Source organism: Streptomyces sp. CC228A, from assembly GCF_021390935.1.
Lineage (GTDB): Bacteria > Actinomycetota > Actinomycetes > Streptomycetales > Streptomycetaceae > Streptomyces.
Genome location: NZ_JAJPUI010000007.1, coordinates 269,243 through 290,363, shown reverse-complemented (window position 1 = coordinate 290,363; position 21,121 = coordinate 269,243). Strand labels below are relative to the sequence as shown.

General features: G+C 72.4%; 14 protein-coding genes, 1 pseudogene and 2 riboswitches. Of the genes and pseudogenes, 5 read left to right on the top strand and 10 right to left on the bottom strand.

Going from position 1 to position 21,121, the window contains the following annotated elements; translation table 11 throughout:
- The first annotated feature begins 43 nt into the window (after positions 1 to 43).
- Genes L6E17_RS21210 through L6E17_RS21200 form a run of 3 tightly spaced genes read left to right on the top strand, consistent with a single transcriptional unit; the run spans position 44 to position 4,750 of the window.
- Positions 44 to 979, top strand: a complete 936-nt coding sequence (locus tag L6E17_RS21210; RefSeq protein ID WP_236242326.1) for an ABC transporter permease — start codon at positions 44 to 46, stop codon at positions 977 to 979.
- Entirely contained in the window at positions 976 to 2,955 is a 1,980-nt protein-coding gene (locus L6E17_RS21205) for a dipeptide/oligopeptide/nickel ABC transporter permease/ATP-binding protein (RefSeq protein ID WP_236242325.1), read from the top strand. The genes L6E17_RS21210 and L6E17_RS21205 overlap by 4 nt, the downstream gene beginning before the upstream one ends.
- Positions 2,948 to 4,750, top strand: a complete 1,803-nt coding sequence (locus tag L6E17_RS21200) for an oligopeptide/dipeptide ABC transporter ATP-binding protein (RefSeq protein ID WP_236242324.1) — start codon at positions 2,948 to 2,950, stop codon at positions 4,748 to 4,750. The genes L6E17_RS21205 and L6E17_RS21200 overlap by 8 nt, the downstream gene beginning before the upstream one ends.
- Positions 4,751 to 5,000: 250 nt before the next feature.
- On the opposite strand, the gene metE is transcribed toward L6E17_RS21200, so the two are convergent.
- The 4 genes from metE to aceA all read right to left on the bottom strand — a co-directional run bounded on the left by metE (position 5,001) and on the right by aceA (position 11,788).
- Positions 5,001 to 7,319 carry a 5-methyltetrahydropteroyltriglutamate--homocysteine S-methyltransferase gene (gene metE, locus L6E17_RS21195; RefSeq protein ID WP_236242323.1) on the bottom strand — a complete coding sequence of 773 codons (2,319 nt, stop codon included), beginning with the start codon at positions 7,317 to 7,319 and terminating at the stop codon, positions 5,001 to 5,003.
- 187 nt (positions 7,320 to 7,506) lie between these two features.
- A riboswitch (cobalamin riboswitch) is annotated at positions 7,507 to 7,657 on the bottom strand.
- A 238-nt stretch (positions 7,658 to 7,895) separates the two neighbouring features.
- A complete protein-coding gene (locus L6E17_RS21190; protein WP_236242322.1) occupies positions 7,896 to 8,777 on the bottom strand; it encodes a 3-hydroxybutyryl-CoA dehydrogenase in 882 nt (293 codons plus the stop codon).
- Positions 8,774 to 10,369: a malate synthase A gene (gene aceB / locus L6E17_RS21185; protein ID WP_236242321.1), complete on the bottom strand. Its 1,596-nt coding sequence runs from the start codon at positions 10,367 to 10,369 to the stop codon at positions 8,774 to 8,776. Before aceB ends, L6E17_RS21190 begins: the two co-directional genes overlap by 4 nt.
- A 111-nt stretch (positions 10,370 to 10,480) precedes the next feature.
- A complete protein-coding gene (aceA, locus tag L6E17_RS21180; RefSeq protein ID WP_374109108.1) occupies positions 10,481 to 11,788 on the bottom strand; it encodes an isocitrate lyase in 1,308 nt (435 codons plus the stop codon).
- Positions 11,789 to 12,075: 287 nt separating this feature from the next.
- Here aceA and L6E17_RS21175 point away from each other — a divergent pair, with 287 nt between their 5' ends.
- Entirely contained in the window at positions 12,076 to 13,491 is a 1,416-nt protein-coding gene (locus tag L6E17_RS21175; protein WP_236242320.1) for a short-chain fatty acyl-CoA regulator family protein, read from the top strand.
- 46 nt (positions 13,492 to 13,537) lie between these two features.
- On the opposite strand, the pseudogene L6E17_RS21170 reads toward L6E17_RS21175, so the two are convergent.
- The 6 genes and pseudogenes from L6E17_RS21170 to L6E17_RS21145 all read right to left on the bottom strand — a co-directional run.
- A pseudogene (locus L6E17_RS21170) lies at positions 13,538 to 13,870 on the bottom strand (acyl-CoA thioesterase); the annotation flags it as partial.
- 149 nt (positions 13,871 to 14,019) lie between these two features.
- Positions 14,020 to 14,171, bottom strand: a riboswitch (cobalamin riboswitch).
- A gap of 383 nt (positions 14,172 to 14,554) precedes the next feature.
- On the bottom strand, positions 14,555 to 15,031 hold the full coding sequence (locus L6E17_RS21165) for a Fur family transcriptional regulator (protein ID WP_236242319.1): 477 nt from the start codon (positions 15,029 to 15,031) through the stop codon (positions 14,555 to 14,557).
- A gap of 80 nt (positions 15,032 to 15,111) precedes the next feature.
- Positions 15,112 to 16,404: an MFS transporter gene (locus tag L6E17_RS21160; RefSeq protein WP_236242318.1), complete on the bottom strand. Its 1,293-nt coding sequence runs from the start codon at positions 16,402 to 16,404 to the stop codon at positions 15,112 to 15,114.
- Positions 16,401 to 17,222 (bottom strand): Rossmann-like domain-containing protein, encoded by an 822-nt coding sequence (locus L6E17_RS21155; RefSeq protein ID WP_236242317.1) that lies wholly within the window; start codon positions 17,220 to 17,222, stop codon positions 16,401 to 16,403. The genes L6E17_RS21160 and L6E17_RS21155 overlap by 4 nt, the downstream gene beginning before the upstream one ends.
- A gap of 247 nt (positions 17,223 to 17,469) precedes the next feature.
- On the bottom strand, positions 17,470 to 18,516 hold the full coding sequence (locus tag L6E17_RS21150; RefSeq protein WP_236242316.1) for a pyridoxal-phosphate dependent enzyme: 1,047 nt from the start codon (positions 18,514 to 18,516) through the stop codon (positions 17,470 to 17,472).
- Positions 18,517 to 18,533: 17 nt separating this feature from the next.
- Positions 18,534 to 19,304, bottom strand: coding sequence for a methyltransferase (locus tag L6E17_RS21145; RefSeq protein ID WP_236241241.1), 771 nt, complete (start codon positions 19,302 to 19,304; stop codon positions 18,534 to 18,536).
- A 1,012-nt stretch (positions 19,305 to 20,316) separates the two neighbouring features.
- Between L6E17_RS21145 and L6E17_RS21140 the strand changes: the two genes are divergently transcribed.
- A complete protein-coding gene (locus L6E17_RS21140; protein WP_236242315.1) occupies positions 20,317 to 21,120 on the top strand; it encodes a class I SAM-dependent methyltransferase in 804 nt (267 codons plus the stop codon).
- The last annotated feature ends 1 nt before the right edge of the window (position 21,121 follow it).

The following is a 21,121-nucleotide window of genomic DNA, read 5'->3' as shown; positions in this document are numbered from 1 at the left end:
CGCTCCGGGGCGTGCGGTACGCGCGCCCCGGACCGGCGCCACGGTGGCCGGGTTCCTGCTGCGCCGCGCGGCGGGTCTCGTCATGGTCCTGCTCGCCCTGTCAGTGGTGACGTTCGCTCTGGCCCGGCTCGCCCCCGGCGATCCGGCCCGGGCCCTGGCCGTGGACCGGATCGGGGCTGCCGCCACGGCCGCGGACATCGAGGCGGTACGCGCCGAGCTCGGCCTGGACGGCCCGGTGGCCGAGCAGTACCTGCGGTTCCTCGGCAACGCGCTCACCGGCGATCTCGGCGAGTCGTACCGGACCGGGCAGCCGGTGACCGCCGAGCTGGCCGGCCGAGTGCCGGTCACCCTCGGGCTGGCCTCGCTCGGCGGTGGCCTCGGCGTGGCCCTCGGTGTGGCCCTCGGCCTCGCGTCGGTACGCGCCCGCGGACGGTTCACACGGGGGGCGCTGCGCACGGTCGGTCTCACCGCCTCCGCGGTGCCGCCCTTCTGGCTCGGCTACCTGCTGGTGCTGTACCTCGCGCTGACGCTCGGGCTCGTACCCACCGGCGGCATGGCCGGACCGGACACCTGGCTCCTGCCCATGGTCGTCCTCGCTCTTCCGCTGGCGGGGGTGCTCAGCCGGGTCGTCGCGGTCACCGTGGCCGACGCGCTGTCCGCCCCCCACATCCAGGCCGCCGTGGCGCGGGGTGCCTCGCCGCGCCGGATCCTGCTGCGGGAAGCGCTCCCGAACGCGGCCGGGCCGGTACTGGCCGTGGCCGGGTTCGCCGTCGCCGGGCTGCTCGTCGGCACCGTCATCGTCGAGCAGATCTTCGGCTGGCCCGGCGTCGGAAACTACTTCGCGCAGGCCGTCGCCGCGCGTGACCTGCCCGCCCTGCAAGGTGGCGTCGCCTACTTCGGGTGCGCCATCGTGGCCGCCAACGCCGCCGCCGACGCGTTGCACGGCCTTGTCGACCCGCGAGTCCGGAGCATTCGGTGATCAGACGTCAGCGCGGGGCCGGCACGGCCCTGTCCGGTCGCCGTCGGCGCACGGTGGCCGCGGCCATCCCACTGGTCGGATTCGTCCTGCTCGGCCTGAGTGCGCCCTGGCTGACGCCGTACGACCCCACCGCCAACGACCTGGCCGCCACGCTGCAGGCCCCCGGAGGGGAACACCTGCTCGGCACCGACCAGCTCGGTCGCGACCAGCTCTCACGGCTCCTCCAGGCGGCCCGGATCTCCCTGACGGTCACGGCTGCCGCACTGCTGCTCTCGATCGCCCTCGGTGTGCTCCTCGGTGTCACCGCCGGCTACGTGGGCCGCGCCCTCGACCGGATGCTGGTCGGCCTGGTCGACGTGACGATGGCCGTCCCCGGCCTGCTGGTCGCGTTGGCCGTCATCGGGGTCCGCGGGCCGGGCACGGAGAACATCGTGCTGGCCCTCGCCCTCACCGGGTGGGCCCCCTACGCGCGGATCGCTCGCGCCCAGGTCCGCAGCGCCCGCAGCGGGGTGCACCTGGACGCGCTGCGTGTGCTCGGTGCGCCCCGCCGCCGGATCGTCGGGCGGCACCTGCTCCCGCCCACCATCGCCCCCTGCCTCGTCTACGCCAGCACCGACCTCGGGGCCATCGTGCTGGCTGTGGCCTCGTTGAGCTTCCTCGGCCTCGGCGTCCCGCCACCCGACGCGGAATGGGGCGCGATGCTCGTCGAGGCACGGCCGTTCCTGGACTCCGCGTGGTGGCTGGCCTATCCGCCCGGGGTCGCCATCACCGCGGTCGTGCTGGCGGCGAACCTGCTGGGTGAGAGCCTCACGACCGGCGACCGGGCAAGGCCGTCGGCGTTCTTCGTCGGCCGGCGGGCTCCCCGACGCCGCCCGAAGTCGACCGGCCCGTCCGCGAACGCCCCCGCCCTGGTCGGGCCCCACGTCCCGGCCTCGGTCGGGCCTGCCGCGGACCGCGCGGAGTCCGCAGGTGACAGCGCGGTCTTCGAGGTCCGGGCACTGGATGTCTCCTATGGCGACCGGCGGGTCGTGGCCGACGTGAGCCTTCGCCTGGCGCCCGGGGAGATCCTGGCGCTGGTGGGGGAGAGCGGGAGCGGCAAGTCGAGCTCGGCGCTGGGGCCGCTGGGCCTCCTCGGCCCGTCGGCGCGGGTGAGCGGCTCGGCGCTGCTGCGGACCCCAGCCGGCACCCTCGACCTGATCGGGGCGCCGGAGACGGCCCTGCGGCACGTCTACGGGCGGGAGATCGGCGTCGTCTTCCAGGACAGCCTCGCCGCCCTGAACCCGCTGCGTACCGTCGGTGCAGCGCTGGATCAGGCCATCCGGCTGTCCGGCTTCGCGACGGATCGGGCGGCGGTCCGGCTCCGGCGCGCCTCTCTGCTGCACGCCGTCGGGCTGCCCGACGCCGCGCCGAGCTATCCGCACCAACTCTCCGGAGGCATGCGCCAGCGGGTCCAACTGGCCATCGCGGTGGCCGGCGGACCGCGCCTGCTCATCGCCGACGAACCCACCTCCGCCCTGGACGTCACCGTGCAGGCGGACGTCCTCGGCCTGCTGCGGCGCTACCGCGACCAGACCGGAGCCGCCATCCTGCTGGTGACCCACGACCTCGGGGTCGTCGCCGAGATCGCCGACACCGTCGCCGTCGCCTACGCCGGTCGGATCATCGAGCACGGGCCGGCCCACCGGGTGCTCACCCGGCCGGACCACCCCTACACCCGGGGCCTGCTCGCCGCCGTGCCCGACCTCGCCGTCGCGCCCGGAACCCCGTTCGTGACCTTGCCCGGCGCGCCCGGCGCCGGACCGGACGACGTCGCGGGGTGCTCCTTCGGGCCGCGCTGCCACCTCGCCCAACCCCGCTGCGCCGCCGCGGTGCCCGAACTGGACCCGGTGGCTGACAGCCATGGGTCCCGCTGCGTGCGCCACCCCTCGGCGCAGGCGGCCGCCCGACTCCGGCCCCGTGGAGGCGCCCGTGCTTGAGATCGACGCACTGACGGTCGGCTACCCCGGCCGGGGCGGGCCGGGCGGACCGGTGCTGAGCGACGTGTCGCTGCGGGTCGAACGGGGCGAGATCCTCGCCCTGGTGGGGGAGTCCGGCTGCGGCAAGTCGACGCTGGCCCGGACCGCGGTCGGCCTGCTCCGACCGGATCGCGGTGTCGTACGGGTCGGCGGGGCGGACGTGCACAGGGCGCGGGGGCGGGCGGCGCGCGACGTGCGGCGCCGGTGCCAGATGGTCTTCCAGGACGCCGGGCTCTCGCTGAGCCCGCGTCTGAGCGTCCACGAGGCGATCCGCGAACCTCTGCGGATCCACAAGGCCGGCAGCCGTGCCGAGCAGCAGGCCCGTGTCGAGTACCTCCTGCACACCGTCGGACTGGGGCCGGAGCTCGCCGACCGACGCCCAGGGCAACTGTCCGGCGGACAACGCCAGCGCGTCGCCATCGCGCGCGCCCTCGCTCTGGAACCGGACGTCCTGATCTGCGACGAGCCGGTCACGGCGCTCGACGTCTCCATCCAGGCCGGGGTGCTCAACCTGCTGTCCGAACTGCGCGACCGGCTCGGGCTGGCGTGCCTGTTCATCGCGCACGACCTGGCCGTCGTTCAGCGGCTGGCCGACCGCATCGCGGTCATGCACGGCGGCCGGATCGTGGAGCAGGCCGCCGGCGCCGCCTTCGCCGTGACGCCGCTGCACCCGTACACCAGAACCCTGCTCGCCGCGGCACCGGCGCTGAACTCCCCGCACCGCCGACGACCGGTCGAGGAGCCGGCGATCCGGCCGCTGGCCTCGCCGGCCGCAGGCGACGGGTGCAGCTTCCGCGCCCGCTGCCCGGACCGCGTCGCGGCCTGCGAGACAAAACCGCCCCTGATCCCGCTGGCAGTCCCGCAACCCCGCCCGGCCGCCCGTACCGGCCACCACGTGGCCTGCCACCTGCCCGGCTCAGGCCGCCCGTCGACCGATCACCACGGCAACCCGGAGAAATCCATGACCGACACCACCGAGCACTCCGACATCTGGACCGACCTGCTCACCCGCTGGGACCGGCAGCAGGACCTCTACATCGAACAGCGCGAACGCCGCTTCGACGTTGTGTTCGACTTCCTCGGCGAGCTCGCCCCAGGGCCCGCGCCCACCGTGCTTGACCTCGCCTGTGGCCCCGGCGCGATCAGCGACCGGCTGCTGCGCCGGTATCCCGAGGGCCGCGCCGTCGCCGTCGACGTCGACCCGGTGCTGCTGACGATCGGTCAGGGAGCGTGCGGGGACCACGGTGGGCGGTTGCGCTGGGTCCGGACCGACCTGCGGACCCCCGACTGGGTCACCGCCCTCGGCGAGGACGGCAAGCCGGGCACCTTCGACGCGGTTCTGTCGAGCACCGCGCTGCACTGGCTGGGCCCGCCGGAGTTGGTCGCGGTGTACCGTGCTGCCGCGACGCTGCTCAAGCCCGGTGGTGTGCTGATCAACGCCGACTACCTCCCCGCCGGCCCGCGGAACAAGCGGATCAGGGCGGCCTCTGCCGCCGTCAACGCCCGCCGCCAGTCCGCCGCGCTGGCCCGCGGCGCCGAGGACTGGGAGACCTGGTGGAAGAGGGCGGAGTCCGTGCCGGCCTTGAGCGAGGCCGTCGACACCCGACGCCGGATCTGGCCGGAGGGCGCGAAGGACGAGTGGGCCTCCCCAGGTGTCGACTATCACGAGGTCGCGCTCTGCGAGGCGGGCTTCGCCGAGGTCGACGTCGTGTGGCAGGACCTCGACGAACGGGTGCTGATCGCGCTGATGCCGTGACGTCCGGGCCGCTCACCCCCGCACTGATCAGGGTGGCGTGGTCCGCGACGGCGGCGACGACGCCGAGGTCATGGGTGAGGGACAGCCGGCTGGGGTGCAGTGCGCGTCGCAGGCCGGTGAGCACGGTCAGGATGGTGGCCTGGACCGACACGTCCCACGCGTACGTGCGTTCACCAGGCCCCCTTTCCCGCAGCGGAGACCTTGTTGCAAGGGTGCGCAACAAGGTCTCCGAGGTGACGCAGGGAGGACGTCAGGAGCCGGACAGCTCACCACGGACGGCGTGCGCGGCCGTGACCAGGCTCTCCAGTGACGCACGCGTCTCCGGCCAGCCGCGCGTCTTCAGACCGCAGTCCGGATTGACCCAGAGACGCTCGGCGGGAATGGCTTCAAGAGCGGTCCGGAGCAGGGCCGCTGCCTCCTCGGCGGAGGGGACGCGCGGCGAGTGGATGTCCCAGACACCGGGGCCGGCCTCGCGGGGGTAGCCGTGCGAGGCGAGCTCGTGGGCGACCTGCATGCGGGAGCGGGCGGCCTCCAGACTGATGACGTCGGCGTCGAGGTCGTCGATGGCCTGGACGATGTCGCCGAACTCCGCGTAGCACATGTGGGTGTGGATCTGGGTGTCGGGGCGGACTCCGCAGGTGGTGAGGCGGAACGCCGCTGTGGCCCAGGCGAGGTAGGCCGCGTGGTCCGCGGCGCGGAGGGGCAGCGTTTCCCGCAGGGCGGGCTCGTCGACCTGGATGACGGCCGTGCCCGCCGCCTCCAGGTCGGCCACCTCGTCGCGCAGGGCGAGGGCGACCTGGCGGGCAGTCTCGCCGAGCGGCTGGTCGTCGCGGACGAAGGACCAGGCGAGCATGGTGACGGGCCCGGTGAGCATGCCCTTGACGGGCTTGGACGTGAGGGACTGCGCGTACGTCGTCCAGCGCACCGTCATCGCCTCGGGTCGGGAGATGTCGCCGGCGAGAATCGGCGGCCGCACGTAGCGGGTGCCGTACGACTGGACCCAGCCGTGCCGGGTGGCGAGGTAACCGGTGAGCTGCTCGGCGAAGTACTGGACCATGTCGTTGCGTTCGGCCTCGCCGTGGACGAGGACGTCGAGGCCCGCCTTCTCCTGGTACGAGATGACCTCCCGGATCTCAGCCTTGATCCGATCCTCGTAGCCGGCCGCGTCGATCACCCTGGTACGCAGATCGGCGCGGGCGGTGCGCAGCTCGCTCGTCTGCGGGAAGGAGCCGATGGTGGTGGTGGGCAGGAGCGGCAGATCGAGGCGGGTCCGCTGGGCGGCGACCCGTTCGGTGTACGGCTGGGACCGGCGGACGTCGGCGTCGGACACGGCTGCGGCCCGGGAGCGGACGGCGGGATCGCGGGTGATGGGGGAGGTGGCACGGGATGCGAGGGCGGCACGGTTGGCGGCGAGTTGGCCGTTGACGGCGTCGGTGCCCTTGGACAGGCCCGTGGCAAGGGTGGCGATCTCCGCGGTCTTCTGCCGGGCGAAGGCGAGCCAGCGCAGGATATGCGGGTCGATGTCCTTCTCGGCAGCCGCGTCGAGCGGCACGTGGAGGAGGGAGCAGGAGGCCGAGACGTCGACGCGGTCGGCGAGCCCGAGCAGGGTGCCGAGCGTGGCCAGGGACTTCTCCAAGTCGTTGACCCAGATGTTGCGCCCGTCGACCACGCCGGCGACGAGCCGCTTGCCGGGCAGGCCGCCGACGGCGGCCAGCGCCTCCAGGTTGGCGGCGGCGGGGCCGGTGAAGTCGAGCGCCAGCCCTTCGACGGGCGCCTTGGCGAGGATGGGCAGTGCCTCGCCGAGGCGGTCGAAGTAGGTGGCGGCGAGCAGCTGCGGCCGGTCGGCGAGGCCGCCGAGGTCGCGGTAGGCGCGGGTGGCCGCGTTCAGTTCGGCGGGGGTACGGTCCTGGACCAGGGCGGGCTCGTCGAGCTGCACCCACTCCGCACCGGCGGCCCGCAGGTCGGCCGGCACCTCGGCGTACACCGGCAGCAGCCGGTCCAGCAGGGTGAGCGGGACGAAGTCCGCGGCCACGCCCGGGGCGGGTTTGGCGAGCAGCAGGTACGTGACGGGACCGACGAGCACGGGCCGGGGGGTGAGCCCGAGCGCGAGGGCTTCCTTCAGTTCGGCGACGGGCTTGCGCGCGTCAGCCGTGAAGACGGTGTCGGGGCCGAGCTCCGGTACCAGGTAGTGGTAGTTGGTGTCGAACCACTTGGTCATCTCCAGCGGTGCCACGTCCTGGGTGCCGCGCGCCATCGCGAAGTACCCGTCGAGGGCGTCCGCCTCGACGGCAGCGCGGTGGCGTTCAGGGACGGCGCCGACCATGACGGTGGTGTCGAGGACGTGGTCGTAGAACGAGAAGTCGCCGGTCGGGACCTCGTGGAGACCGGCTCCGGAGAGGTGCTGCCAGTTGGTGCGGCGCAGTTCGGCGGCGGTGGCCAGGAGGGCGTCGGCGGTGACGCGGCCCTTCCAGTACCCCTCGATCGCCTTCTTGAGCTGCCGGTCCTGTCCCTGGCGGGGGTAGCCGTACACGGTGGCCCGTGCTGCCGCGGCTGCGGACTTGCTGGTCACGGAGATCTCCTTCGCGAGATGAATCCCTGAGATCCCGGGAGGGGACGAGAGCGCGAAGGGGTGACGAACCGGACGGCACGCACCCGTGCCCGGCAAGGCGCGGTCGTCCGCCTGGTATGTACGCCGACCCGCCCTCGAGGTCACCGGGATGTCCGCGCGCGGAACGGTCCGCGGGCGGGCAGCGGGCAGGTCTTCGGACTCGCGGGCACGTCCTCCTCATGGAGGGCTTCTACTGGCCGTCGCTTCCCAGGCCCTGTGCCGGGCCCAGTGCTGTGTGACGGCGGTCGTTCCCGCTCACCGCTGCGGGGCAGTCCCGGATTCCCACCGGGTTCCCTCTTGCGACGCCTCCCGCCTGGCGGACGGGGCGAACCAGCTGCACCGGCCACCTTACGGGGGCGTCCACGTCGTGGCAGCCGTTGTCCACGATCCGGATCGTGAGGTGAGCCACCTCGGTGACACGTTATGAGCACGGCCAAGACGAAGGGCGGGAGGCGCCACCTCGCCTCCCGCCCTCTCGCGCGGAGCCCGGACCCTCACCCGGCGCGCCGCGTTGCCGCCCAGGGCCGTCGGCCTGGGCTACCGGGTCTCTCCTCCCCGGTCGTACACATGGAATCCGCGGCCGGTCTTGCGGCCGAGCAGCCCCGCCTCGGCCATCCGCTGCAACAGCGGGGGAGGGGCGTAGAGCGGCTCCTTGAACTCCTCGTACAACGACTCGGCGATCGAGGCGACCGTGTCGAGACCGATCAGGTCGGCGAGCCGCAGCGGCCCCATCGGGTGGGCGCAGCCCAGCTCCATGCCGCGGTCGATGTCCGCCACGGAAGCGAAGCCGGACTCGGCCATGCGGATCGCGGAGAGCAGGTACGGGATCAGCAGGGCGTTCACCACGAAGCCGGCGCGGTCGGTGGACCGGATGACGGTCTTGCCGAGGGTACGGGTGGCGAAGTCGTGGACGGTGGTCGCGGTCTCCGCCGAGGTGTGCAGGGTCGTGACCACCTCGGCCAGGGGCAGCACGGGGACGGGGTTGAAGAAGTGGAGTCCGATGACCCGGTCCGCCCGGCCGGTCGCCATGCCCAGGCGCATGACGGGGAGGGAGGAGGTGTTGGTGGCGAGGATCGCCTGGGCGTCGGCGACGACTTTGTCGAGGGCCGCGAACAGCTCGGCCTTGGTCCCGGCGTTCTCGGTGACGGCCTCCACGACGAGCTGCCGGTCGGCGAGATCGGCGAGTTCCGCCGTGACCGTGACCTGTTCGAGGGCCGTTCGGGCGGAGATCCGGTCGAGCCTGCCGCGCTGGACGGCCCGCTCCAGCGAGACGGCGATCCGCTCGCGGGCCGCCTCGGCCGCCGGCCGGGTGGCCTCGCAGACGATCGTGTCGAGTCCGGCCCGGGCACAGACCTCGGCGATGCCGGCCCCCATCTGTCCGCCGCCGACGACGCCCACGCGCCGGATGTCCCCGCTCATGCCCGGGACTCCGCAGTCCGGACGAGGTGGCGCTCGTAGGCGGCTGGAGTGAAGAAGGTCGGCAGTTCCGTGGCGAGGGCGGTTTCCTCGAAGAGCCTGCGCACGTCGTCCAGGCGTGCCCGAGGGGCTTCGGCGCCCAAGGCGTCGAGTTCCTGGTCGAGCAGGGTCAGGACGGTCGCGCGGTCGGTGACCCGGTGGCGGAGCCACTGCCAGATCTGGACGCGCGCGATCTCTGCGGTGGCGGCGTCCTCCATGAGCCCGTGCAGTGCCACGGCCCCCTGGCCGCGCAGCCAGGCGTCGAAGTACCGCAGGGCGACCGCGATGCTGGTGCGGACGCCCTCCTCGGTGGGCGGGCCACCGAGCCGTCGTACGGAGAGCAGGTCGCTCGCCGTGGTCTCCACGTCCTCGCGGGTCCGGTGGATCTGGTCCGGCCGGTCGCCGAGGACGGCGTCGAAGACCTCGCGGCAGGTCGGGACGAGGCCGGGGTGGGCGACCCAGGAGCCGTCGAAGCCGTCCTCCGCCTCCCGTTCCTTGTCGAGCCGCACCTTGGCCAGGGCGGCGGCGTTCGCCTCGGGGTCCTTGCTCGGGACCTGGGCGGTCATGCCCCCGATGGCATGGGCGCCGCGCTTGTGGCAGGTGCGGACGAGGAGTTCGGTGTACGCCCGCATGAAGGGGGCGGTCATGGTGACCTTCGCCCGGTCGGGGAGGAGGAAGTCGGGGCGGTGGCCGAAGGTCTTGACCAGACTGAACAGGTAGTCCCAGCGGCCTGCGTTGAGCCCGGAGCTGTGCTCGCGGAGCTCGTAGAGGATTTCCTCCATCTCGAACGCGGCGGTGATCGTCTCGATGAGGACCGTGGCGCGGACCGTGCCGCGCGGGATGCCGAGAAGCTCCTGGGCAAGGAGGAACACGTCGTTCCACAGGCGTGCCTCGTAGGCGTTCTCCAGCTTCGGCAGGTAGAAGTACGGGCCGCGGCCGGCGTCGATCTGCCGTTGGGCGCAGTGGAAGAAGTACAGGCCGAAGTCGACGAGGGACGCCGGCACGGGTCGGCCGTCGAACTCCAGGTGGTGCTCCTCCAGGTGCCACCCGCGGGGCCGGACCACGATCGTCGCCGGGTCAGGACCGAGGCGGTACTCCTTGCCCTCGGGGCTGGTGAAGTCGATACGCCGCTCGACCGCGTCGAGCAGCACGAGCTGCCCGCCGACCACGTTCCCCCAGGTGGGTGAGGTCGCGTCCTCGAAGTCGGCCATCCAGACGCGGGCACCCGAGTTGAGCGCGTTGACGGCCATACCCCGGTCGGCGGGCGGTCCGGTGATCTCGACCCGGCGGTCGGCCAGGCCGGGTGCGGGCGGCGCGGCCCGCCAGGAGGGGTCGCGCCGTACGGCCGAGGTGGTCAGGGGGAAGTCGAGGGGCGTGCCGGTGGCGAGCCGGATCGCCCGCCGGCGTCGCTCCTTCAGGATCCAGTCCCTGCGCTCGGTGAAGGCGTCGGCGAGCCGGGCGACGAAGTCCAGCGCGGCGGGGGTCAGGATCTCGTCGTGCCGCTCGCCCGGTGCGGCAAGGACACGGACGGGGCGGGGCGGGGCGCTGAGAGGCATCGGGTTCTCCGGGTACTCCTGGACGGGACAGGGCGGCGATGGCGACGGCGGAGGGGTACGGGGCGGGCGGGACGTGGAACCGCCCGCCCCGTACGGCATGGGGCGCGGGCCCTAGTGGAACTGCTCCTCCTCGGTGGAGCCGGCGAGCGCGGTCGTCGAGGAAGCGGGGTTGACGGCGGTGGAGACCAGGTCGAAGTAGCCGGTGCCGACCTCGCGCTGGTGCTTGACGGCAGTGAAGCCGTGGGCCTGCGCAGCGAACTCGCGTTCCTGGAGATCCACGTACGCGGTCATGCCGTGCTCGGCGTAGCCGCGGGCGAGGTCGAACATGCCGTGGTTGAGGGAGTGGAAGCCGGCCAGGGTGATGAACTGGAACTTGTAGCCCATCGCGCCGAGTTCGCGCTGGAACTTGGCGATCTGGTCGTCGTCCAGGGCCGCCTTCCAGTTGAAGGACGGCGAGCAGTTGTAGGCCAGCATCCGGTCCGGGTACCGGGCGTGGATCGCCTCGGCGAACTCGCGGGCCTGCGCCAGGTCCGGGGTGCCGGTCTCGACCCAGATGAGGTCGGCGTACGGGGCGTAGGCGAGGCCGCGGGCGATGACCGGCGCCATGCCGTTCCGCACCCGGTAGAAGCCCTCCGCCGTGCGCTCACCGGTGACGAACTCGGCGTCGCGCTCGTCGACGTCGCTGGTCAGCAGGTTCGCGGCCAGGGCGTCCGTGCGGGCGATGATCAGCGTCGGGGTGTCGGCGATGTCGGCGGCGAGCCGGGCCGCGTTGAGGGTGCGGATGTGCTGGGAGGTGGGGACGAGGACCTTGCCGCCGAGGTGGCCGCACTTCTTCTCGGAGGCCAGCTGGTCCTCGTAGTGGATGCCTGCCGCGCCGGCCGCGATCATCGCCTTGGTCAGTTCGAAGGCGTTGAGCGGCCCGCCGAAGCCGGCCTCGGCGTCGGCGACGATCGGGGCCAGCCAGTCGGTGGTGTCCGTGCCGCCCTCCGCGGTGGCGATCTGGTCGGCGCGCAGCAGCGCGTTGTTGATGCGGCGGACCACCTGGGGAACGGAGTTGACCGGGTAGAGGCTCTGGTCGGGGTAGGTGTGCCCGGCCTGGTTGGCGTCGGCGGCGACCTGCCAGCCCGACAGGTAGATCGCCTGGAGTCCGGCCCTCACCTGCTGCACCGCCTGCCCGCCGGTCAGCGCGCCCAGCGCGTGGACGTAGTCCAGCTCGTGCAGCTGCCGCCACAGCCGCTCCGCACCGCGCCGGGCGAGGGTGTGCTCCTCGCGGACGCTGCCGGAGAGCCGGACCACGTCCTCGGCGGAGTACGTGCGCTCGATCCCCTTCCACCGCGGGTCCGTCGCCCAGCGCCGGGCCAGTTCCTCGGCCGCCCGTGTCGTCTCCGCTGCCTGCGCCATGATGAACTCTCCTGACATGTGTCGAACCTTGCGAAGGTTCGGGAAAGGTGATGGGAGGCCCGTCGGTCGCAGTGCGCGGAGGCGTCCGGGACCGACGGCGTCAGGGCATGAACCGCGCCCGGGTCCCGCCTGTCAGCACTGCTTTCGGCGTGCCGTGCCATGACTTTCGCAGTGGCACTCCGTGCCATCAAGTAGGGTCGTCTGCCAACTTCTGCGAATCTTCGCCAGCGATTCTGCGAAGTCTGCGAAGTTCTCGGCTGAGCTAAGGTGCCGATGACGGTCAGTCGAGACTTCAGGGGATCGCCGTGAGCAAGATCTACGCGGGCACGAGACTGCGCAGACTCCGGGAGGAGCGCGGCCTGAACCAGGCCGACCTCGCCAGAATCCTCAAGATCTCGCCCAGCTACCTCAACCAGATGGAGCACGACACCCGGCCCCTCACCGTGCCGGTGCTGCTCCGGCTCACCGAGTCGTTCGGCCTCGACCCGGAGTTCTTCTCCGAACGGGACGCGAGCCGGCTGCTCGCCGACCTGCGGGAGACCCTGGCCGACGAACTCGACCGGGCGCTGCTCTCCCCGGCCGACCTCAAGGACCTGGCGGGCCGGCTGCCCCACGTGGCGGCCCTCCTGCTCGACCTCGGCCGCAGGAACCGCACCCTGACCGAGCGCCTGGCCGAATCCACCGGTTTGCGCGGCGGGACGGCCGCCCCCGACACGGCGCGTACCCCGCACGAGGAGATCCGCGAGTTCTTCTACCGGCGCCGCAACTACCTCCACGACGCCGACCGCGCCGCCGAGGAGCTCGCGTACGAGATCGGCATCCGCCCCGGCGAGGTGCGGCGCGCCCTTGCCGCCCGCCTCGACGAGCACCATGGCGTACGCATCGCGACCGACGCCGACGACCGGCTCCACCGCTACGACCCCCGCGCCCGGATCCTCCACCTCTCACCCCGACTGCGCCCGGGCCAGCAGGCGTTCCGTATGGCCACCCAGATCGCCCTGCTCGAACACGACGACCTGCTCCGCGCATACGCCTCTGAGGACTACGAGGAGGGCACGACGACCTGGTCACTGGCCCGCATCGGCGTCGCCCACCACTTCGCGGCCGCCCTGATACTCCCGTACCGCGTCTTCCACGCGGCGGCCGAGGAGAGCCGCTACGACATCGAGCGCCTCGCCGACCGCTTCGGCCTCGGCTACGAGACGATCTGCCACCGCCTCAGCACCCTCCAGCGCCCCCGCCTGCGCGGAGTGCCGTTCTCCTTCGTCCGGGTCGACCGGGCGGGCAACATGTCCAAGCGCCAGTCCGCCACGGGCTTCCCCTTCTCCCGGGCGGGCGGCACCTGTCCGCTGTGGAACGTGTACGAGGCGTTCGCCGCGCCCGGCCGCATCCACGTCCAGGTCGCCGCCATGCCCGACGGGCAGCGCTACCTCTGGACCGCCCGGACCGTCACTCGCCACGGTGGCGGCTGGGGCGCACCCGGCAAGACCTTCGCCATCGGCCTCGGCTGCGAGATCCGGCACGCCTCGCGCCTCGTCTACTCCGACGGACTCGACCTGGACAACAGGGCCGCCGCCACCCCGATCGGCATGGGCTGCCGCGCCTGCGAACGCCTCGACTGCACCCAGCGCGCGATGCCGCCCGTGGGGCGCACACTCGCCGTGGACGAGAACACGGGCAGCTTCGTGCCGTACGCGGTGCAGGAGGACCGAACGGGGTGACGGGCCCCGTTCCTCAGGACGGGCCGGGACGCGACACGTCGAGCGCGGGCACGGGGCGCGGGCTGCCGTCGGCGTCGATGGCGACGAACGTGAGGAAGGCGGTGGCGACCTCGGTGGCGGGACCGGAGCTGTTCCAGCGTTCGGAAGTGACGCGGACGCCGACGGTCATGGAGGTGCGCCCGGCGCGTTCGAGTCCGGCCTCGACGCTCAGCAGGTCTCCGGCCCGTACGGGGGCGAGGAAGGTCATCCGGTCGACCGAGACGGTGACGGCGGGACCGTCGGCGTGCCGTCCGGCGGCGGCCGCTGCGGCGTCGTCGATGAGCTTCATCATCACGCCGCCGTGGATGGTGCCGTAGAGGTTCGTGTCGTGCTCGCTCATGATGTGGGCGAGGACGACCCGGGAGTCGTCCGGCGTCTTGAGCGGGCGGGCAGGGCTGGTGACGGTGGGATCGGCCACGTCAACTCTCCTTCGCGAGTCGCGGCAGGGCTGTTCCGCGCGCCAGGGGTGCCGGCGGGCGGGCAGCGGGCAGGTCTTCGGACTCGCGGGCACGTCCTCCTCCTGGAGGGCTTCTACTGGCCGTCGCTTCCCAGGCCCTGTGCCGGGCCCAGTGCTGTGTGACGGCGGTCGTTCCCGCTCACCGCTGCGGGGCAGTCCCGGATTCCCACCGGGTTCCCTCTTACGACGCCTCCCGCCTGGCGGACGGGGCGAACCAGCTGCCCCGCCAGCCTACGGCAGCGCGGCCACGTCCTGCAGTCGAGGAAGCCGGCGACCAGGGCCGTCCGCCATCCGGCCGGGGAGACACCGGCCACCGCGCCGCCGACGAGTGGCGCGGCCGGCCGGGGACTCGTGCCGTCTGACGGGGAGAGGCGGCGGGACAGGGCGGTGGCGGCGGGACCGATGAGCGGGATGACGAGGGCGGCGAGCAGCTTCACCTGGGTGAGTTCGCGATGACGTGAGACCGGGCTTCGCCGTCGTCTCGACAGCGACGCACCCATGGGCCCCGTAAGTGGGCGATCCGCTGGGCCTGATGACCAGCGCGAACGTCTGGCCGTACGTCCGAGGCTACGCACACCCGGCACGTTTCGGTGTCGCCCCATGACAGGGATCCACTGCGGCGTGCCGCGCCCCCGCCGTTCGGCAGCCGGCGCAGATTCCGGTGAGCTCCAGGGTGTGCTCGACGTCCGCGAAGCCCGACGACCGTACGACGGCCGCGACCCATTCCTCGACGGCGTCTGTGTCGAGCGGCTCGTGGCGGCGGCAGCGGCGGCACAGGAGGTAGTGGCAGTGGCCGGCCTCGGGGCGGCGGTACCGGTAGAGCCGCTCGCCGACCTCGTCGCGGACGACGTCGGCGGCACCGGACTGCTCCAGGGCCTGGAGGGCGCGGTACACGGTGGTGAGACCGACGCGGACGCCCGACTCGCTCATCGTCCCGTGGAGCTCCTGCGCCGAGACGAACTCTGCGTGATCGGCCAGCGCCTTCTCCACGGCGGCGCGCTGGCGGGACGTGCGCCGGTTCGTCTCCGGTGGTGTGAGGGTCACGGCCGACCTCCTGCTGCAGGCATTTCCGGTTCGGTGCAGCCCACCGCGTGCCCGGCCCTCGGCTCGCGGTGGGCGTCCGATCAGTCCCCGGCGGGTGCCGGGGAGCGGGCCGCGAGGCGGGCGAGGACGAGGGCCACGAGGGTCAGTCCGCCGAGGGCCGCCGCCGTGCCGGGGAAGCCGCCGAGGGCCAGGCCCACGCCGCCCAGTCCGGCGCCGAGGAAGACGCCGAAGCTCATCCCGGCGGCGTTGACGCTCAACGCCGTGCCCCGGAGGGAGCCGCAGCGCCGTACCAGCAGGGTGGTGACGCAGGCCGCGACCGTCGCGTGTCCGGCGCCGACCAGAGCGGTGAGCGGCAGGGCGAACCACAGGGTGTGGGCGAAGAAGACGCCGACGAGTGCGGCCAGTGCCACGATCAGCCCGCACGCCATCAGGCGTTCCGCTGGGATCGCAGCCCTCTCGGAGCTGAGCAGCCGTCCGGCGAGCAGGTTGCCGAGGAAGAAGGCGGTGCCGCTGAGCGTCCACACGATCGCGAACGGCTCGGGGGCGAGTCCGAACCGCTCGTCGTAGAAGGCGGCGAGGTAGGCGAGGTAGCCCATGAACGCGGCCGTCCGCAGCATGGCGACGAGGATGAGCGGCACCACGCCCGGCAGGGCACCGAGAAGCCGGAAGGACTCCAGGTAGCCGGGCCGCTCCGTCGTCGCGGCGGCCTCCGTCCCGGCTTTTCGGCGGCCGCGCAGGAGGAAGTACAGGGCGAGGGCTGCGCAGATCGCGGCGATGGCCCACAGGTCGCCCTGCCAGCCCCACACCAGGGCGGGCAGCGCCACGAGCGGCGCGGCGAGCAGCGCGGTCAGCGATTGCGTGGCGGTGATGAGGGTCGCGGCGCGGCCCGCCGCGGCTTCGTTGCCGAACCGGTCGGCCGCGGCGGCGGTCAGAGCGGGGTTGAGCACGGCCGTGCCGGCGCCGACCAGCAGGCAGAACGCGGCGAGCAGCAGGAACTCGCCGCTCGCGCCGAGCGCCGCCGAGACCGCGAGCACCGCGAGACCGCCCGCGGCGGCCCACTCCCGGCGTACGCGGTCGATCAGCGGCGCGAGCGCGGTCCCCACCGCGAGGGCGGCCAGGCCGCCGAGCCCGCGCATCTGACCCAGTGCGGCGACGCCGCCGCCGGAGACTTCGGCCATGGGGACGAGGAAGGTGCTGTAGATGGTGAAGGGCACCAGGCCGACGGCGGAGGCCAGCATGAAGGGCCACAGGACGCGGGTCATCGCCAGGTCACCGGGTACGGACGCGGTGTCCGTGTCCGTACCGCTCGCGCTGTCCGGCCGGGTCCCGCCGGTTGGCGCCGCCGCCTCCGGGGGTTTGGTCTCGCTGCTCATGCCTGCTCCGCCCGGTACCGGTACAGCGTGGTGGCGTCGGCGCTGAACTGGGAGAAGGGGAACGGTTCCGCGGACAGCGCGGTCACGCCGGCGCCCAGGAAGGCACGCGCGACGGCGCTGCCGGTCTGGGCGTACACCACCAGCGGGAGGCTCTGCTTGCGGCAGTGCTCGATGATCCGGTCGAAGCTGCCGTTGACGAGGGTCATGCCGGTGGCGACGACCGCGTCGGCCTCGGCCAGCACCTGGTCCATGTCATCGGTGACGGGGTCGCCCCAGTTGGTCGTGCGCAGGTTGAAGTCGCAGGGCAGCGGTACGCCGCCCTGCTCGCGTATCGCCGCGACCAGCGGGTTGACGACGCCGATCAGCGCGACCTTCGCCCCCGGCGCGATGTCGAGGAGCCCGGCGACGGCCGCGTCCCTCGCCTCGGCCCGTACCTCCGGTGTACCGGTCGGCAGCGTGACGGCCTCGGCGTCCTCCCCGTCGCGGTGCGGGCGCACGCGTCCGAGGTAGGCGTCGAGGGCGGCGATGCGGACCGGCGCGGACTCGTGGCGGATCAGGCTGTCCAGGGTGTGTCCGGAGGCGTCTGAGCAGAAGTCCGGGGCGATGTCGCCGGCCTCGAAGGAGCAGGCGCCGAAGGAGTCCCCGGAGCGCAGCAGCACGTACTGGTTGCGGTAGGTGACCTGGCTGCCGGCCAGGCGGGTCGTGTGGTGCACCCAGAAGGCGCTGGTGACGGTCAGCTCGCTCGGGAGCGGCCCGAAGGCCCCCTCCAGGACGGCCTGCTGGAGGTCCGGGACGGACTGCGGCGGTGCGGGGGACATGGCTGTTTCCTTCTCAGGTGTGTATACGGCAGGGAGGGGGCGGCACGTGATGCGCCGCCCGGGGGAGGGCGACGACGGTTGAGGGAAGGTCGGACAGGCGCTCGGCGCGGTAGGGCAGGTCGGCTGGGTGCGGGGCGCCCGGCCGGCCGGAAGGGGAGTCGAGGGACACGGAACCAGCCACCTGCCGGCCGTGCGCGCGTGGTCAGGATGAGGCGAGGGCTGCAGCCTCCCCTCTCGCTACGGGACGCTAGGCCGGTTCGGCCATGAGGGCGGGTGCGTCGTGTAGGAGTCCGTTGTCGGGTGGGGGCCAGTTCATGGCGGACCAGGGGTGCTTGAGTTCGTTTTGTGTGGTGACTTCGTGGGGGCGCATGGTGCCGAGGCCTGGTGCTGCGGTGTGGTGGGCGTAGGCGGTGTCGACGTAGCGGTGGCCGGTGTCGGCGGCGAGGAAGACGTACGTCCGATCGGCGTCCTGTTCCCGTTCCCGTTCCTGTTCCCAGAGGGTGGCGAGGTAGGCGGCGCCTGCGGAGAGGCCGGCGAAGATGCCGCTGGCGCGCAGGAGTTCGATGGCGCCGGACATGGCGTAGTCGAAGTTGATCCAGTGGATGCGGTCGTAGAGGTGGTGGCGGACGTTGTGGAAGGGGATGGAGCTGCCGATCCCGGCGATGATCATGTCGGGGTCGGAGACGTGTTCGGCGCCGAAGGTGACGCTGCCGAAGGGTTGGACGCCGATGAGGGTGACGTCGCGGCCGGCTTCGCGTAGGTAGGTGGCGATGGCGCCGGTGGATGCGCCGGTGCCGACGCCTCCGACGAGGGAGAGGGGGCCGTGGGGGACTTCTTTGCGGATGAGGTCGGCGATGTCGCGGTAGCCGAGGTAGTGGATGGCGTCGTGGTATTGGCGCATCCAGTGGTAGTGCGGGTTTTGCTGGAGTAGTTCGCCGATGCGCTGGACGCGGAGGTTCTGGTCGAGGCGGAGGTTTTGGGAGGGGCGGACTTGTTCGAGGGTGGCGCCGAGGATTTCGAGTTGGACGCGCAGGGTGCGGTCGATGGTGGTGGAGCCGACGATGTGGCAGTTGAGGCCGTGGCGGTGGCAGGCGAGGGCGAGGGCGTGGGCGTAGATGCCGCTGGAGCTGTCGATGAGGGTGTCGCCGGGTTTGACCTGTCCGGTGTCCAGCAGGTGGCGTACTGCGCCGAGTGCCGAGTAGAGCTTCATGGTTTCGAAGCGCAGGCAGATCGCGCCGGGGGGGACGGTGACGACGTCGGGTTCCTTGACGGCCTCGGCTATGTGCTCGTGCATGTCGTCGTGCTCCCGGGTCAGGCGGCGTTGTGGCGGGTGAGTTTGAACAGGTATGCCTGGCAGTTGTCGCCGTCCCAGGTCTGGCGGTGCTGGATGGCGGGGTGGAATCCTGCGTCGATGCCGTGGCGGATGATGCGTGTGAGTTCGGCGGTGTTGGAGACGGTGAGGTGGATTTCGCCGTGCGGGGCGAGCAGGTTGCGGGTGGCGAGTTGGTCGAAGAAGCGCAGGACGATGTCGGTGCCGACGCAGACGTTGCGGACCACGGTGGGGTCGTCGCTGGTGCGGGTGCTGACGGCGGGCGGGTTGAAGGTGATGACGTCGAGTCGGGCGGAGTCGGGGAACTGTTCGAAGAGGTTGGATACCAGGGGTCGGAAGAGGGTGTCGGGGCGGTGGCCGACGATGCGCTGGTAGTGGGCGGTGGCGGTGGCGACGCTGTCGGGGTGGATGTCGGCGGCGTAGACCTCGCGGGCTGCGAGGGTGCCGGCGATGACGGCTTCGACGCCGAGGCCGACGCCGATCGCTGCGTAGGTGCGGCCCTTGAGGGGGATGGTGCCGTCCAGGAGGCGGTCGTGGATGATGCGGCTGGTGTCGCCCGGCTTGAAGACTCCGGGGGGCAGGGTGAAGGTCCAGCCGTTGTACTGGTAGGTCCGCTCGGTGTGGATGTCGGACTTCGAGCCGCTGTTGATGGCCAGGATCTCGTCGCGGGGCAGGGTCTCGGGCAGCGAGTCCAGCAGCGCGCGCACGTCGTCCTGGGACGCGGCGGTGCCGCCGGCGGTCCGGTCGGTCATCGATCCTCCGTGGGTCGGATGGGCAAAGAAGTCGAGGGCTGAGGAACGGGGTGTGGTCGGAGCGGCCAGGTCGGTCACCGCCGACGGCGTACCGCTCCTTCGCTCGTCTGAGGCGCCGTTGAGGCGCCGTCCTGGAGCGCCCGGTACGTCAGTGGCGTCCGGGGCGGACGAAGCGGCCGTCGCTCTTGAACGACGCCGTGGTGCGCGACACCAGCGAAGAGAAACCTTTCGCCGTGCCTGAACCGACCGAGGAGGGCGCTGCTTCGGACCAGGCTGGCGGCCCGGCATCAGAGAGAGGGCCAATGGTGGACGGCTCGCCGCCGTCGGACGGCAGTGCCGGATGCTGATTGCGTCGGGCTGCCCCCGGGCCGCCCCTGCCCGAGCCTCTGCTGCCCGGGTCGCCTCTGCCCGGGCCTCCGATGCCGGAGTCAGCGCTACAGGCGGGCAGCGGCAGAGCGACGACCGCCCCGGTGCGGGCGAGTGACGCTCGGCGGCTGCGAAGGACGGACATGCTGCTCCCCGGGAGATCACATGAGGTGGCCCCCGCACCACACCGCTGGACGGAGCGGGGGTGCGGGACCCGAGCAGCATGAAGCAGTATGAAAATGATTGTCAACATCACTTGATGCCCCATCATGGGGCAAGCGCTCCTGTGTCGGCTCGCATCCACCGTCCGGCGCTGCTCGATCCGATGTGCTCGCGGCCGCCGCACCCGGGTCATGGGTGGTCGATGAGGTCGCTTCTCGGGGCGTGTCGGACGCCGCGGTCCCGCAGGGCGGGCGGGGTCGACGTGCGAAGTCGAGGAGCCGCAGGCTCTGGCCGTCGCGTGCCATGGCTCCTTTGGTGCGGGCGCAGGCTAGTAATGATTATCATTGTCATATACGCTCCCGCTGTCATTCCGCTGTCACCCCCGGACGGGAGTCGTATGGAACCGCACGACGAGGCCGCCAGACCGGCAGGAGACGAGGAGAATCCCGACCGACTGTTCAGCGCCTTGTGGTCGCCGATCGGCATGGCTGCCGTCAGTGCCGCGCGACTGCGCCCCGGTGCGCGTGTCCTCAACGCGTGGTGCGGGACGGGCGCGTTCGCGATCCCCGCCGCGGAGCAGGTCGGCCCGCTCGGCGTCATCGACGCGGTGGACATGGCGGAGCCCTTGCTTGAGCGGGGCCGGGCGAAGGCCGCCCTCCTGGGACTCGCCAACGTGCGCTTCCTGCGCGGTGACGTTCTCGACTGGCCGGCGCCTCGGGGTGGCTACGACACCGTCGTGTGCGCGCTCGACGGTCCCTTGGTCTCCGACGCAGCGGCCGCAACGGAGCGACTGCTGAGGCTGATACGGCCCGGCGGGCGGATGACCGTGACCGCCTGGGCCCGGGACGCGTTCGTTCCGCTGACCGAGGTGGCGCAAGCCGCCCTCGCGCCGGAACGGCCGGGTGCCGTCGACGCTCCACCGCCGGGCGATCCGCTCCGCCCCCTCGGTACTCCGCAAGCGCTGCGGCACTGGCTCGCCGCTCGCTCGCTGTCATTCATCGATGTGCAGTACGTCCCGCTCGTCGTGCCCTGTGACCCCGAGCTCTTGCGGCCCCTCGCGGACGTCGTGTTCGGGGGTCTGCTCGACGGCCTGCCCACCGCCGCGGCGACGCGCGTCCGTCGACGGTTCTCGGACCGTCTGCTCGCCGAGGGCCGCGACGTGATCGATGCTTCCGTGCTCGTGGGCACGGGGACCGTCCCTCGTGTCACCCTGCCGCGCCGGCCCCGAGGCGCCCGCCCCTTGACGACCGCCGGCCGGCCCGCGGGGCCGGTACCGCAGTTCGGTTGAC

Coding starts and splice junctions, on each gene's coding strand:
- aceA (WP_374109108.1), bottom strand. CDS start 11,788: ATGTCAGGAGAGTTCATCATGGCGCAGGCAGCGGAGACGACACGGGCG.
- L6E17_RS21190 (WP_236242322.1), bottom strand. CDS start 8,777: ATGAGCGGGGACATCCGGCGCGTGGGCGTCGTCGGCGGCGGACAGATG.
- L6E17_RS21145 (WP_236241241.1), bottom strand. CDS start 19,304: ATGACCGACCGGACCGCCGGCGGCACCGCCGCGTCCCAGGACGACGTG.
- L6E17_RS21155 (WP_236242317.1), bottom strand. CDS start 17,222: ATGTCCCCCGCACCGCCGCAGTCCGTCCCGGACCTCCAGCAGGCCGTC.
- aceB (WP_236242321.1), bottom strand. CDS start 10,369: ATGCCTCTCAGCGCCCCGCCCCGCCCCGTCCGTGTCCTTGCCGCACCG.
- L6E17_RS21160 (WP_236242318.1), bottom strand. CDS start 16,404: ATGAGCAGCGAGACCAAACCCCCGGAGGCGGCGGCGCCAACCGGCGGG.
- L6E17_RS21150 (WP_236242316.1), bottom strand. CDS start 18,516: ATGCACGAGCACATAGCCGAGGCCGTCAAGGAACCCGACGTCGTCACC.
- L6E17_RS21140 (WP_236242315.1), top strand. CDS start 20,317: ATGGCTGCCGTCAGTGCCGCGCGACTGCGCCCCGGTGCGCGTGTCCTC.